Annotated in this window: 12 protein-coding genes, 1 pseudogene and 1 other annotated feature; all 13 genes and pseudogenes read left to right on the top strand. The window is 40.3% G+C overall.

Annotation, left to right across the window (positions count from 1 at the left end; translation table 11 throughout):
* The first annotated feature begins 3 nt into the window (after nt 1-3).
* Nucleotides 4-1,473: an O-antigen polysaccharide polymerase Wzy family protein gene (locus tag ACLNCP_RS02220; protein WP_261184432.1), complete on the top strand. Its 1,470-nt coding sequence runs from the start codon at nt 4-6 to the stop codon at nt 1,471-1,473.
* Entirely contained in the window at nt 1,466-2,500 is a 1,035-nt protein-coding gene (locus tag ACLNCP_RS02215; RefSeq protein WP_024056232.1) for a hypothetical protein, read from the top strand. The genes ACLNCP_RS02220 and ACLNCP_RS02215 overlap by 8 nt, the downstream gene beginning before the upstream one ends.
* Before the next feature lie 200 nt (nt 2,501-2,700).
* Nucleotides 2,701-3,438, top strand: coding sequence for an adaptor protein MecA (gene mecA / locus ACLNCP_RS02210; protein ID WP_424843977.1), 738 nt, complete (start codon nt 2,701-2,703; stop codon nt 3,436-3,438).
* A 151-nt stretch (nt 3,439-3,589) separates the two neighbouring features.
* Nucleotides 3,590-4,876, top strand: coding sequence for a homoserine dehydrogenase (locus tag ACLNCP_RS02205; protein ID WP_045611310.1), 1,287 nt, complete (start codon nt 3,590-3,592; stop codon nt 4,874-4,876).
* A 1-nt stretch (nt 4,877) separates the two neighbouring features.
* Nucleotides 4,878-5,747, top strand: coding sequence for a homoserine kinase (gene thrB, locus ACLNCP_RS02200; protein WP_223340136.1), 870 nt, complete (start codon nt 4,878-4,880; stop codon nt 5,745-5,747).
* A 212-nt stretch (nt 5,748-5,959) separates the two neighbouring features.
* The gene (gene msrB / locus ACLNCP_RS02195) at nt 5,960-6,898 is read left to right on the top strand and encodes a peptide-methionine (R)-S-oxide reductase MsrB (protein WP_084888477.1); all 939 of its coding nucleotides are present in this window, start codon (nt 5,960-5,962) and stop codon (nt 6,896-6,898) included.
* A 60-nt stretch (nt 6,899-6,958) separates the two neighbouring features.
* Nucleotides 6,959-8,683 carry an ABC transporter ATP-binding protein gene (locus tag ACLNCP_RS02190; protein WP_424843976.1) on the top strand — a complete coding sequence of 575 codons (1,725 nt, stop codon included), beginning with the start codon at nt 6,959-6,961 and terminating at the stop codon, nt 8,681-8,683.
* Between the two features lies 1 nt (nt 8,684).
* Nucleotides 8,685-10,433: an ABC transporter ATP-binding protein gene (locus ACLNCP_RS02185; RefSeq protein WP_424843975.1), complete on the top strand. Its 1,749-nt coding sequence runs from the start codon at nt 8,685-8,687 to the stop codon at nt 10,431-10,433.
* Nucleotides 10,434-10,692: 259 nt separating this feature from the next.
* Nucleotides 10,693-11,952, top strand: a complete 1,260-nt coding sequence (locus tag ACLNCP_RS02180; protein ID WP_424843974.1) for a TRZ/ATZ family protein — start codon at nt 10,693-10,695, stop codon at nt 11,950-11,952.
* A gap of 75 nt (nt 11,953-12,027) precedes the next feature.
* Nucleotides 12,028-12,163 (top strand) — a sequence feature (ribosomal protein L10 leader region).
* Nucleotides 12,164-12,201: 38 nt separating this feature from the next.
* The gene (gene rplJ, locus ACLNCP_RS02175; RefSeq protein ID WP_001287277.1) at nt 12,202-12,702 is read left to right on the top strand and encodes a 50S ribosomal protein L10; all 501 of its coding nucleotides are present in this window, start codon (nt 12,202-12,204) and stop codon (nt 12,700-12,702) included.
* 72 nt (nt 12,703-12,774) lie between these two features.
* Nucleotides 12,775-13,143 (top strand): 50S ribosomal protein L7/L12, encoded by a 369-nt coding sequence (rplL, locus tag ACLNCP_RS02170; RefSeq protein ID WP_001196965.1) that lies wholly within the window; start codon nt 12,775-12,777, stop codon nt 13,141-13,143.
* A gap of 201 nt (nt 13,144-13,344) precedes the next feature.
* Complete coding sequence (locus tag ACLNCP_RS02165; protein ID WP_084819619.1) at nt 13,345-13,518, top strand: hypothetical protein; 174 nt, start codon at nt 13,345-13,347, stop codon at nt 13,516-13,518.
* Nucleotides 13,515-13,595 (top strand): annotated as a pseudogene (locus ACLNCP_RS02160) (replication initiator protein A); the annotation flags it as partial. The gene ACLNCP_RS02165 and the pseudogene ACLNCP_RS02160, both read left to right, overlap by 4 nt.
* Nucleotides 13,596-14,040 lie beyond the last annotated feature (445 nt).

Genomic DNA, 14,040 nt, shown 5'->3' with positions numbered 1-14,040 from the left:
CAAGTGATTGATGGAAAACGATTATTATTTAGTTTGACCATAGTCAGTTATGCCTTGACGCTAGTAAGTGGAATTGTATATCTGTTTAATAATAACAATGTTAGCTTGCTTTCTACTTTATTGTTCTTACTGGTTAGTAGCTTAATTGCTTGTTGGAATGATATCAAGTATTACTTAATCCATTTTATTTTCTTTTTAACTATTTTTGTATTTCTGGTATCAAGGCCGACCATTGATTATTTTAGAGATGGCGCTTTGGATACCTATCATCCCATAGCCTATCGTTTTGCCTTTATAGTTGTCATGGTTTCGATATTGGGATTGACCACAGGGGGGCTCCTAGCTCGCTATTTTATAGCTAGAAAGAAAATACAAGTATCGAAGATAGAAAGTTCTCTAAAAGAGGTTTACATCAAGCGGTTGCGCTTTGTATCGCTAGGAGTTTTTCTTCTAACCTATCCTTTCTATTTTATTCGCTTATTTGAACGACTCCTGTATCGCTTGCAGACTTCCTACTATACCTACTATGCAAACTTTGAAAGTAAACTGCCTTATTTTACCTATATCTTATCAACATTTACGGTCTATGCAATGTGTATGTATTTGGCAACCAAGCCAAAGAAATGGCAGGCAACAGTAGTGCTTGTCTCCTTTATTGCAGCTAATACTATTCATTTAGCAATCGGGACACGCAATCCCTTTATTTTAAGTATTTTATTTGCTTTCGTTTATTACTTTATGCGGGAGCAAACAGAAAAGGGAAAATGGATTGGGTTTAAAGAGAAGTTAGCGATTTTTGTAGGTTCTCCTATTCTCATGTTAGCGATGGGAGTGCTCAATTATGTACGGGATAATGTCCAAGTTTCCCATACAGGTTTCTGGGATATCCTGCTTGACTTTATCTATAAACAAGGAACCAGTTTTGGTGTTTTGGCTCGAGGTTTTCTATTTAACAGTAGCCTCCCTTACCGAGATTTCCGTAATTTTACTTTTGGTCCTGTTCTTGATTATTTTGCAAGGGGGAGTTTGGGGGCCATTTTCGGAGGAAAAGCTTTTGAACATACAACCAATAGTGTGGAACTAGCTATTGATAGTAATAGTTATGCCCATAATCTATCCTATCTTGTCTTGAACAAGGAATACTTGAAAGGACATGGTATCGGAAGTAGTTATATCATGGAGTTGTATACAGACTATGGTATGATAGGAGTCTTTCTACTTAGTCTCTTGCTAGGTATGTTATTTATAGCCATGCTGCAAGTAGCCTATCGTTCAAGAACAATCCTATTTGCCTTGTCCCTACTCATCTTGAATAATCTATTCTTTATGCCGAGAAGTAGCTTTTCAGAAAGTTTCTTCAATTTATTTACAATGCAATTCTGGGGAATTGTTCTTGTGATTATATTCGTAGCAAAAATGCTTACAAAAGAGAACCAGTATCTACTAAACAAAGGAGAAAAAAATCATGTTTGAACATTATTCAGTAGCTGATTTGTTTGCAAATCTTTATAAAAAACGAAAAGCAAATATTCTAGCTCTCATCGCTTTATTTGCTCTCATTGCTGTACCATTTACAATTAAAGCAGTTAAGAATAAAAACACTGTCAAAGACACAACAAGTTATTCAACTTATATCAGCTATAAAATCACCCCTCCAGAAGATTCAGCTAAAACGATTTTGAATCATCAAATTGGTGGTTATAGTGATTTCTACGGAAAATTGATTGATGGGAATTTGAATGGAGCTTATCTTTTCAATGATGTAGAGCCGAGTGAGTTGAAAAAAATTGCCAGTGAATTGGATACGACAGAGACAACCTTGAAAAATTCTACAAGTGACTATTGGTGGAAAAAATTGACCGTCTACTATATGATTGACGATGCAGGGGTTGGTGTGAAAATTTTGACACCAAGTAAAGATGCTAATGACTTGTTGGAGCGAAAAATTGATGGATTGATTGAGAAATTTAAACACACTTATGCAAATGTAAAAATTGAAAAATTGGAAACCATCAACTCTAAAGAATTGAATGCAAATGGTGAGACAGCGCTTGGATTGAATGTGAAGAATTTGATTCTCCGTTTAGCTGTTATTGGAGTAGTCTGTGTGATTTTGGTTGTGATGGGAAATGTATTGGTTTATCTCTTTAATCCAACAATCAATAGAGCAGGTGATTTTTCTCAATATCAAATTGATTTTGTAACAGAGATCACAACAATTGCCAACCTAGCAGATGTCTTGTCATACAAAAATGCTGGACAAGAATTAACAATCGTTAGCTCAAACAAAGCTATCCTAGATAAATTGAAACAAAATCAAGAGACTTTAAAAGGAATGCATTTTGTAGATTTACAAGATGTGCCATCTCTTTTAGAAAGAGATACAGTCCTTCTTGTTGAAGAATACGGAGTGACTCGTTATAAGAAATTTGAGCAAAGTCTTCAAATTCTTCGAAACTTAAATCGTTCTATCCTCGGTGTAGCAACCTTTAAACTATAAGCTTTCTGATGTATTAGGTCTTCAAAGTTGGCTAAGAGCCGATTTTGAAGGCTTTTTCTATTTGTCTGCAGAAATTTTCTTTTAGAGTCTTCTACAGAAGTTACCCTATGGAAAATCTATCCCGACAGAGGAGCCTTCTTTTGATAAAATCGTAAAAATCTAGTATAATAGATAGAACTGAAAGTATGAGGTTACTAGCAATGAAAATGAAACAAATCAGTGATACAACTTTAAAAATCACGATGTCTTTAGAGGATTTGATGGATCGAGGAATGGAGATTGCTGACTTTCTCGTTCCTCAAGAAAAAACAGAAGAGTTCTTTTATGCCATCTTGGATGAGTTAGAGATGCCTGAGAGCTTTTTGGATACAGGCATGTTGAGTTTCCGTGTGACTCCAAAACCTGATAAGGTAGATGTCTTTGTAACCAAATCAAAGATTGACCAAAATCTAGATTTTGAAGACTTATCGGATTTACCAGATATGGAAGAATTAGCCCAAATGTCGCCAGATGAATTTATCAAAACCTTGGAAAAAAGCATCGCAGACAAAACCAAGGATGACATCGAAGCGATTCAATCTCTAGAGCAAGTCGAAGCTAAGGAAGAAGAGCAAGAGCAGGCTGAACAAGAAGCTGAGAGCAAGAAAGAGCCTTACATCTATTACATCCTTTCTTTTGCTAAGTTGGCTGACTTGGTTACTTTTGCCAAGACAGTGACTTTTGAGATGGAAACTTCTGAACTCTACAAGATGAATGAGCGCTATTATTTGACCATTTTAGTGGATATTGAAAATCATCCAAGTCCATATCCAGCGTGGCTTTTGGCCCGTATGCGCGAGTTTGCAGATGATAGTGATATCAGTCGCTCAGTCTTGCAAGAGTATGGTCAAGTCTTGATGAATCACGATGCAGTACTTAATCTGCAAAAGATTGGATAATCCTTTCTGGAAAGCTATTTCTAGATTTTAAGAAGAGCGAATCGTCTGATTCGTTTTTTCTTTTCTAGATTGAAATAGTGATTTACTATAATAGGAATTTTCACAAAATTCTGTTATAATGGCTATATTAGAAAATTTCGAGGAGACAAACATGACAGTTAAAATTGCTTTACTAGGATTTGGTACCGTTGCAAGTGGTGTGCCTTTCCTCCTAAAGGAAAATGGAGAAAAAATCAATCAATCAGCACATTCAGAGATTGAAGTTGCCAAGGTATTGGTCAAGGATGAAGATGAAAAGAATCGCTTGCTTGCAGCAGGGAATGACTTTAACTTTGTAACCAATGTGGATGACATTTTGTCAGATCAAGACATTACCATCGTAGTGGAATTGATGGGGCGTATCGAACCAGCTAAGACCTTTATCACTCGTGCCTTGGAAGCTGGGAAACACGTTGTTACTGCTAACAAGGACCTTTTGGCTGTCCATGGTGCAGAATTGTTAGAAATCGCTAAAGCTAACAAGGTAGCACTTTACTATGAAGCAGCAGTAGCTGGTGGGATTCCAATTCTTCGTACTTTGGCAAATTCCTTGGCTTCTGACAAAATCACTCGTGTCCTTGGCGTGGTCAATGGAACTTCCAACTTCATGATGACCAAGATGGTCGAAGAAGGCTGGTCTTACGATGATGCTCTTGCCGAAGCGCAACGTCTAGGATTTGCAGAAAGTGACCCGACAAATGACGTAGATGGGATTGATGCAGCCTACAAGATGGTGATTTTGAGCCAATTTGCCTTTGGCATGAAGGTTGCCTTCGATGACGTAGCCCACAAGGGAATTCGTAACATCACACCAGAAGATGTAGCTGTAGCTCAAGAGCTTGGTTATGTAGTGAAATTGGTTGGTTCTATCGAAGAAACTCCTTCAGGAATTGCTGCAGAAGTGACTCCAACCTTCCTTCCTAAAGCGCATCCACTTGCCAGTGTGAATGGCGTAATGAACGCTGTCTTTGTAGAATCTATCGGTATTGGTGAGTCTATGTACTATGGGCCAGGTGCTGGTCAAAAACCAACTGCAACAAGTGTTGTGGCGGACATTGTCCGTATCGTTCGTCGCTTGAATGATGGTACCATTGGCAAAGACTTCAACGAATATAGCCGTGACTTGGTCTTGGCAAATCCTGAGGATGTTAAAGCAAACTACTACTTCTCAATCTTGGCTCCAGACTCAAAAGGTCAGGTCTTGAAATTGGCTGAAATCTTCAACGCTCAAGATATTTCCTTCAAGCAAATTCTCCAAGATGGAAAAGATGGTGACAAGGCGCGTGTCGTTATCATCACACACAAGATTAATAAAGCCCAACTTGAAAATGTCTCAGCTGAATTGAAGAAGGTTTCAGAATTCGACCTCTTGAATACCTTCAAGGTGCTAGGAGAATAAGATGAAGATTATTGTACCTGCAACCAGTGCCAATATCGGGCCAGGTTTTGACTCGGTCGGTGTAGCTGTAACCAAGTATCTTCAAATTGAGGTATGTGAAGAACGAGATGAGTGGCTGATTGAACACCAGATTGGCAAATGGATTCCACATGACGAGCGCAATCTCTTGCTCAAAATCGCTTTGCAAATTGTACCAGACTTGCAACCAAGACGCTTGAAAATGACCAGTGATGTTCCCTTGGCGCGTGGGTTGGGTTCTTCTAGCTCGGTTATTGTAGCTGGGATTGAACTAGCCAACCAACTGGGTCAGCTAAACTTGTCGGATCATGAAAAATTGCAGTTGGCGACCAAGATTGAAGGGCATCCTGACAATGTGGCTCCAGCTATTTATGGTAATCTCGTTATTGCAAGCTCTGTTGATGGACAAGTTTCTGCTATCGTAGCAGATTTCCCAGAGTGTGATTTCCTAGCCTACATTCCAAACTATGAATTGCGTACTCGAGACAGCCGTGGCGTCTTACCTAAGAAATTGTCTTACAAGGAAGCTGTTGCAGCTAGTTCTATCGCCAATGTGGCGGTTGCTGCCTTGTTGACAGGAGACATGGTGACCGCTGGGCAAGCAATCGAGGGAGACCTCTTCCACGAGCGCTATCGTCAGGACTTGGTGAGAGAATTTGCGACGATTAAGCAAGTAGCCAAAGAAAATGGTGCCTATGCAACCTATCTCTCTGGTGCTGGGCCGACAGTTATGGTTTTGGCTTCTCATGACAAGATGCCAACGATTAAGGCAGAATTGGAAAAGCAACCCTTCAAAGGAAAACTTCATGACTTGAAAGTTGATACCAAAGGTGTCCGTGTCGAAGCAAAATAAAGAATAGAAGATAGGATGGGGAAACTCTCGACCAGAGGGCTTCCTATCCTTTTTTTGAAAAGAAGTTTATACTTAATGAAAATCAAAGAGCAAACTAGGAAGCTAGCCGCAGGTTGCTCAAAGCACCGCTTTGAGGTTGTAGATAAAGCTGACGTGGTTTGAAGAGATTTTCGAAGAGTATTAGTTAAAAACTTGATAAAGGAGAAATAAAGATGGCAGAAATTTATTTAGCAGGCGGTTGTTTTTGGGGTTTAGAGGAGTATTTTTCCCGAATTTCTGGCGTATTAGCAACCAGTGTTGGCTACGCTAATGGTCAAGTCGAAACGACCAATTACCAGTTGCTCAAAGAAACAGACCATGCAGAAACGGTTCAAGTAATTTACGATGAGAAGGTAGTCTCACTCAGAGAAATTTTACTTTATTATTTCCGTGTTATTGATCCATTATCAGTCAATCAACAAGGAAATGACCGTGGTCGCCAATATCGGACCGGGATTTATTACCAGGATGAAGCAGACTTGCCAACTATCTATACAGTGGTGCAGGAGCAGGAGCGCATGCTTGGGCGAAAGATTGCAGTAGAGGTGGAGAAACTTCGCCACTATATTTTAGCTGAAGATTACCACCAAGACTATCTGAAGAAGAATCCTTCAGGTTACTGTCATATCGATGTGACCGATGCTGAGAAGCCATTGATTGATGCCTCTCACTATGAAAAGCCTAGTCAAGAGGTGTTAAAGGGCAGTTTATCTGAAGAATCCTATCGTGTTACCCAAGAAGCTGCTACAGAGGCTCCATTTACCAATGCCTATGACCAAACCTTTGAAGAAGGGATTTATGTAGATATTACGACAGGTGAGCCACTCTTTTTTGCCAAGGATAAGTTTGCCTCAGGTTGTGGTTGGCCAAGTTTTAGCCGTCCGATTTCCAAGGAATTGATTCATTATTACAAGGATCTCAGCCATGGAATGGAGCGAATTGAGGTTCGTTCTCGGTCGGGGAATGCTCACTTGGGCCATGTTTTCACAGATGGACCGCGTGAGTTTGGTGGCCTCCGTTACTGTATCAATTCTGCTTCCTTGCGCTTTGTGGCCAAGGATGAGATGGAAGAAGCAGGCTATGGCTATCTACTACCTTACTTAAACAAATAAATCAGAGATGGTGGGTGCTTCCCACTTTCTTCATTTCTAGAAAACGAATAGAAGGGATTTATGAAACACTTACTATCTTACTTTAAACCCTACATCAGAGAATCGATTTTAGCACCTTTGTTCAAGTTGTTAGAAGCTGTTTTTGAGCTCTTGGTTCCCATGGTGATTGCTGGGATTGTTGACCAATCATTGCCCCAAAAAAATCAAGGTCATCTCTGGATGCAGATTGGTTTGCTTCTTATCTTTGCAGTAATTGGTGTTGTAGTGGCCTTAATAGCTCAGTTCTACTCAGCTAAGGCTGCGGTTGGATTTGCCAAAGGACTGACAGATGATCTTTATCGTCATATTTTGTCTTTACCTAAGGACAGTAGAGACCGTTTGACAACTTCTAGTTTGGTGACTCGCTTGACTTCGGATACCTACCAGATTCAGACTGGGATCAATCAATTCTTGCGCCTCTTTTTGCGAGCACCTATTATCGTTTTTGGAGCCATTTTTATGGCCTATCGCATTTCAGCTGAGCTGACTTTCTGGTTCTTGGTCATGGTTGTCATTTTGACCATTGTTATTGTAGGGTTCTCTCGACTGGTCAATCCTCTCTACAGTAGTCTCAGAAAGAAAACGGACCAACTGGTTCAAGAAACGCGTCAGCAAATACAAGGTATGCGCGTTATTCGTGCTTTTGGTCAAGAAAAACGAGAGTTACATATTTTTCAAACCCTTAACCAAGTCTATGCTAGATTGCAAGAAAAGACGGGTTTCTGGTCTAGTTTATTAACCCCTCTGACCTATCTGATTGTGAATGGAACCCTCCTCGTTATCATTTGGCAGGGCTATATTTCAATTCAAGGAGGTTTACTCAGTCAGGGTGCCCTGATTGCCCTTATCAACTATCTCTTACAAATTTTGGTGGAATTGGTCAAACTAGCCATGCTGATCAATTCTCTCAACCAGTCTTACATCTCTGCTAAGCGAATCGAGGAAGTTTTTGCTGAGGCTCCAGAAGATATTCATTCAAAATTAGAACAAAAGCAAGCTACCAGTGATCAGGTTTTACAAGTTCAAGAACTGACCTTTACCTATCCTGATGCGGCCCAGCCTTCTCTGAGAGACATTTCCTTTGATATGAAGCAAGGGCAAATCCTTGGTATCATTGGGGGAACAGGTTCTGGTAAATCAAGCTTAGTACAACTCATCCTTGGACTTTATCCAGCAGACAAGGGGAGCATAGACCTTTATCGCGATGGATCTAGTCCTCGTAATCTTGAGCAGTGGCGGTCTTGGATTGCCTATGTGCCCCAAAAGATCGAACTCTTTAAGGGAACCATTCGTTCCAATTTGACTATAGGTTTAGATCAAGAACTATCTGACCAAGAACTTTGGCAGGCTTTGGAGATTGCGCAAGCTAAGGATTTTGTAAGTGAAAAGGAAGGACTCTTGGATGCCCTAGTTGAGGCAGGAGGACGAAATTTCTCAGGCGGACAAAAACAAAGGCTGTCGATCGCTCGAGCAGTATTGCGTAAGGCTCCGTTTCTCATCCTAGATGATGCGACTTCGGCCCTCGACACCATTACCGAGTCCAAGCTATTGAAAGCTATCCGAGAAAACCTGCCAAATACGAGCTTAATTTTGATTTCTCAACGGACTTCGACACTCCAGATGGCTGACCAGATTCTCCTCTTAGAAAAAGGTGATCTATTAGCTATCGGCAAGCACGAGGACTTGATGAAATCCAGTCAAGTTTTTCGCGAAATCAATGCATCCCAACATGGTAAGGAGGACTAGTATGAGACGACAAACTGCAAACCAGACGCTCAAACGTTTGGCAAAAGATTTAGCAAGCCATCCCTTCCTCCTTTTCCTAGCCTTTCTAGGAACTATTGCCCAAGTTGCCTTATCAATTTACCTACCTATTTTGATTGGCCAGGTCATTGACCAGGTTCTTGTGGCTGGTTCTTCACCAGTTTTTTGGCAGATTTTCATTCAGATGGTTTTGGTAGTCATAGGAAATACCCTTGTACAGTGGGCCAATCCTCTCCTCTATAATCGCTTAATCTTCTCTTATACTAAAGATTTGCGAGAGCGAATCATCCATAAACTTCATCGTTTACCGATTGCCTTTGTGGATCGACAAGGAAGTGGAGAGATGGTTAGTCGTGTAACCACGGATATAGAACAGTTGGCAGCTGGCTTGACCATGATTTTTAACCAATTTTTCATTGGTGTCTTGATGATTTTGGTTAGTATTCTAGCCATGCTTCAAATTCATCTCCTCATGACTCTCTTGGTCTTGCTGTTGACGCCACTGTCTATGGTAATCTCACGCTTTATTGCCAGACGCTCCTATCATCTCTTCCAAAAGCAAACAGAGACGAGGGGAATTCAGACTCAGTTGATTGAAGAATCGTTGAGCCAGCAAACCATTATCCAGTCCTTTAATGCTCAGGCAGAATTTATCCAAAGGCTGCACGAGGCGAATGCCAACTATGCAGGTTATTCGCAGTCAGCTATCTTTTATTCTTCAACGGTTAATCCTTCGACTCGCTTTGTCAATGCGCTCATTTATGCCCTTCTAGCTGGAGTGGGAGCTTATCGTATCATGATAGGCTCTACCTTGACCATTGGGCGCTTAGTGACTTTTTTGAACTATGTTCAACAGTACACCAAGCCTTTTAACGATATTTCTTCAGTGCTAGCTGAGTTGCAAAGTGCTCTGGCTTGTGCAGAGCGTGTTTATGCTGTCTTAGAAAGTCCTGAGGTGGCTGAAACAGGCAAGGAAATCTTGACTAGTGACCAAGTTAAGGGAGCTATTTCCTTTAAACATGTCTCTTTTGGCTACAATCCTGAAAAAATTTTGATTATGGACTTATCTATCGCTATTCCAGCTGGTAGCAAGGTAGCTATTGTTGGTCCGACAGGTGCTGGAAAATCAACCCTTATCAATCTTCTCATGCGTTTTTATCCCATTAACTCTGGAGATATCTTGCTGGATGGGAAATCCATTTATGACTATAGTCGTGCCTCTTTACGCCAGCAGTTTGGAATGGTGCTCCAAGAAACCTGGCTCAAGCAAGGGACCATTCATGACAATATTTCCTTTGGAAATCCTGATTCCAGTCGGGAGCAAGTGATTGCTGCTGCCAAAGCAGCCAATGCAGACTTTTTCATCCAACAGCTACCTCAAGGCTATGATACCAAGTTGGAAAATGCGGGAGAATCTCTCTCTGTCGGTCAAGCCCAACTTTTGACCATTGCCCGAGTCTTTCTAGCTATCCCTAAGATTCTTATCTTAGACGAGGCAACTTCCTCCATCGATACACGGACAGAAGTGCTAGTTCAGGATGCATTTGCTAAACTCATGAAGAGGCGTACAAGTTTTATCATCGCCCACCGTTTGTCAACTATTCAGGATGCAGATTTGATTCTTGTCTTGGTGGATGGCGATATTGTGGAGCATGGCAATCATCAGGACCTCATGGCTCGAAAAGGCAAGTATTACCAAATGCAGCAAGCTGCCGCTTTTAGCTCTGAATAAGCCTTTCTATTTTAAAATCTTATGAACGAAAAAAGTTGCCTTCGGGTGACTTTTTTGTTACAATAGCTAGAAAAATTATTCACTGTAATACTCAATGAAAATCAAAGAACAAACTAGGAAGTTAGTCGCAGGTTGCTCAAAGCACTGCTTTGAGGTTGTAGATAAGACTGACGAAGTCAGTAACCATATATCTACGGCAAGGTGAATCTGAAGTGGTTTGAATTTGAGTATAAATTGTCTTTTAGAAAAGGAGCCTAGAATGAAAGTCTATCAGCATGTAAATATCGTGACTTGTGACAAAGATTTCCATGTTTATCTAGATGGAATCTTAGCCGTTAAGGATTCTCAAATCGTCTATGTTGGTCAAGAGCAGTCAGAGATTTTAGAGCAAGCTGAGCAGATTATAGACTATCAGGGAGCCTGGATTATGCCTGGTTTGGTCAATTGTCACACCCATTCTGCTATGACAGGATTGAGAGGAATTCGAGATGATAGCAATCTCCATGAATGGCTCAATGACTATATCTGGCCTGCAGAAGCAGGATTTACTCCTGACATGACTACCAAGGCGGTCAAAGAAGCTCTGACAGAGATGCTCCAGTCAGGAACAACAACCTTTAATGATATGTATAATCCCAATGGTGTGGATATTGAACGGATTTATCAGGCAGTGAAAGATTCCAAGATGCGTTGTTATTTCTCGCCGACCCTCTTTTCTTCAGGGGCAGAAACAACTGCTGAGACCATTGCAAGAACTCGAGCAATTATTGAGGAAATTTTAGGATATGAAAATCCAAATTTCAAGGTTATGGTAGCACCACATTCTCCTTACAGCTGTAGTAGAGACTTGCTGGCAGAAAGCTTAGATATGGCAAAAGAGTTGAATATTCCTATCCATATCCATGTTGCGGAGACCAAGGAGGAGTCAGGAATTATCCTAAAACGATACGGCAAACGTCCTCTAGCCTTTTTAGAAGAACTGGGTTACTTAGATCATCCATCTGTCTTTGCTCACGGGGTCGAATTAAACGATCGAGAAATTGAACGTTTGGCAACTTCTCAAGTGGCTATCGCTCACAATCCTATCAGTAACCTCAAACTGGCCTCAGGAATCGCTCCAATCATCCAACTCCAAAAAGCAGGAGTGGCTGTGGGAATTGCGACAGATTCAGTTGCTTCCAACAACAACCTTGATATGTTTGAGGAAGGACGAACAGCAGCTCTCTTACAGAAAATGAAGAGTGGAGATGCCAGCCAGTTTCCAATCGCCACAGCCCTCAAAGCTCTAACGATAGAAGGTGCTAAGGTTCTTGGAATGGACGAACAGATAGGAAGTCTGGAAGTTGGCAAGCAAGCAGATTTTCTGGTCATCCAACCACAAGGGAAAATCCATCTTCAACCCCAAGAAAATATGCTCTCTCACCTGGTTTATGCTGTTAAATCAAGTGATGTTGATGATGTCTATATCGGCGGAGAACAGGTTGTTAAGCAAGGTCAAGTCTTAACAGTAGAACTTTAAAAGAAAAATCACGAAAAAATTTTAAAAAAGTTTGCAAAAATCTTGCATTCTTTTTTTGACTATGCTATACTTATATACGGTTTGAAAAAACTGCCTAAGACAGTAGGGGAGTTCGACTCATAAGTATCCTACCGAGGACAAAACGTATCATGTAAAAAGAAGCGTATTGTACTTTCGTGTCTAGGTTTGGGCGCGTTTTTCTTTTGAAAAATTTACCCAAGCAAAATAATAACGGAGGTGAACACACTAATGAGTGAAGCAATTATTGCTAAAAAAGCGGAACTAGTTGACGTAGTAGCTGAGAAAATGAAAGCTGCTGCATCTATCGTCGTTGTAGACGCTCGTGGTTTGACAGTTGAGCAAGATACAGTTCTTCGTCGTGAGCTTCGTGGAAGCGAAGTTGAGTATAAAGTGATTAAAAACTCAATCTTGCGTCGTGCAGCTGAAAAAGCTGGTCTTGAAGATCTTGCATCAGTATTTGTTGGACCATCTGCAGTAGCATTTTCTAACGAAGATGTTATCGCACCAGCGAAAATCTTGAACGACTTTTCTAAAAACGCTGAAGCACTTGAAATCAAAGGTGGTGCAATCGAAGGCGCTGTCGCATCTAAAGAAGAGATTCTTGCTCTTGCAACTCTTCCAAACCGCGAAGGACTTCTTTCTATGCTCCTTTCTGTACTTCAAGCGCCAGTGCGCAACGTTGCTCTTGCAGTCAAAGCGGTTGCAGACAACAAAGAAGACGCAGCTTAATCTTAAGCTACGCAGCGTAGCCTAGCTACGAAAATCTATTATAAATTTAAAACATATTTGGAGGAAATAACAATGGCATTGAACATTGAAAACATTATTGCTGAAATTAAAGAAGCTTCAATCCTTGAATTGAACGACCTTGTAAAAGCTATCGAAGAAGAATTTGGTGTAACTGCAGCTGCTCCTGTAGCTGTTGCTGCAGCTGGAGCTGCTGACGCTGGTGCTGCTAAAGATTCATTCGACGTTGAATTGACATCTGCAGGCGACAAAAAAGTTGGCGTTATCAAAGTTGTACGTGAAATCACTGGTCTTGGACTTAAAGAAGCTAAAGAACTTGTTGACGGTGCACCAGCACTTGTTAAAGAAGGCGTTGCAACTGCAGAAGCTGAAGAAATCAAAGCTAAATTGGAAGAAGCTGGAGCTTCAGTTACTCTTAAATAAGAGGCATATACCAATTAGAATTCGGAATACTATAGTATCAGCCTTTTAGAATTGTGAACACATTTTAGAAACTGATAAATTAATTTAGTTTCCTACCAAAAACCCTACCAAAAATTAATTTGGCAGGGTTTTTCTTTTTAACAAATTTATCGTGGAGAACAGTTGAATATTGTTCTCCTTTTTTTATTTTCAGGAGGGAAAATGATAAAAGAATTACAATCATCACGCTATATTGTCATTTCATTTTTAGTACGTGAAATGAGAATTGATATTGTTGAAGCCATCTCTCGTATGGCTGAATTAGAAAAAAGTGGCTTGGTTCGATTGAAATCAAGTGGAGATTTAATACTCAAAGAACTTGGAGGAGCGCTATGAAACGAATTACCGCAAATCAATACCAAACTTCAGAACGGTATTATAAATTACCTAAAATTCTTTTTGAGGATGAGGAGGATAGGAATACTCAACCTATCTTGAAAAGAAAAGTTGAAAAGGTCACATTTCTTTATCATTTTTAACCTTGCTTTACTTGTTTTGGCAGGCTGGGCTGGGCATAAGTGGAAGAAGGGATAGAAAATAATCTGAACAAGTTCAAAACGTATTCCGTTTTTTTAGGACATGAAAAATTTTAGAAATTGATTCTTTCTTAAATTTGAATTTCACTAGCAGTGTAAAGATGATTTTTTCTCTGAATAAAATCTGAATTTTCTCTGATACAATCTCAAATGTCAAGGTTCAATAATTGTTGCTTCAGTAGGTGATGAGGGTATAGATTAAAATAATCAAGAATCATTGAAACATTACCTTGGAGAACTTAAGGGGAAGGATTATTCACATATAGATGGGAAAGTTATGGATATTCCTGCTGGATAAGAAATGACATTGACGGCACTCAAA

The organism is Streptococcus sp. CL6.35, from assembly GCF_049737915.1.
GTDB lineage: Bacteria > Bacillota > Bacilli > Lactobacillales > Streptococcaceae > Streptococcus.
Note: the sequence above shows the minus strand (reverse complement) of the source record. Positions and strands in the feature narration are given on the sequence as shown.

Bases quoted from the DNA above. Each gene is read 5' to 3' on its own strand.
- ACLNCP_RS02215 (WP_024056232.1), top strand. From the start codon at position 1,466: ATGTTTGAACATTATTCAGTAGCTGATTTGTTTGCAAATCTTTATAAA.
- ACLNCP_RS02180 (WP_424843974.1), top strand. From the start codon at position 10,693: ATGAAAGTCTATCAGCATGTAAATATCGTGACTTGTGACAAAGATTTC.
- rplJ (WP_001287277.1), top strand. From the start codon at position 12,202: ATGAGTGAAGCAATTATTGCTAAAAAAGCGGAACTAGTTGACGTAGTA.
- rplL (WP_001196965.1), top strand. From the start codon at position 12,775: ATGGCATTGAACATTGAAAACATTATTGCTGAAATTAAAGAAGCTTCA.
- ACLNCP_RS02190 (WP_424843976.1), top strand. From the start codon at position 6,959: ATGAAACACTTACTATCTTACTTTAAACCCTACATCAGAGAATCGATT.
- ACLNCP_RS02185 (WP_424843975.1), top strand. From the start codon at position 8,685: ATGAGACGACAAACTGCAAACCAGACGCTCAAACGTTTGGCAAAAGAT.
- msrB (WP_084888477.1), top strand. From the start codon at position 5,960: ATGGCAGAAATTTATTTAGCAGGCGGTTGTTTTTGGGGTTTAGAGGAG.
- ACLNCP_RS02165 (WP_084819619.1), top strand. From the start codon at position 13,345: ATGATAAAAGAATTACAATCATCACGCTATATTGTCATTTCATTTTTA.
- thrB (WP_223340136.1), top strand. From the start codon at position 4,878: ATGAAGATTATTGTACCTGCAACCAGTGCCAATATCGGGCCAGGTTTT.
- ACLNCP_RS02205 (WP_045611310.1), top strand. From the start codon at position 3,590: ATGACAGTTAAAATTGCTTTACTAGGATTTGGTACCGTTGCAAGTGGT.
- mecA (WP_424843977.1), top strand. From the start codon at position 2,701: ATGAAAATGAAACAAATCAGTGATACAACTTTAAAAATCACGATGTCT.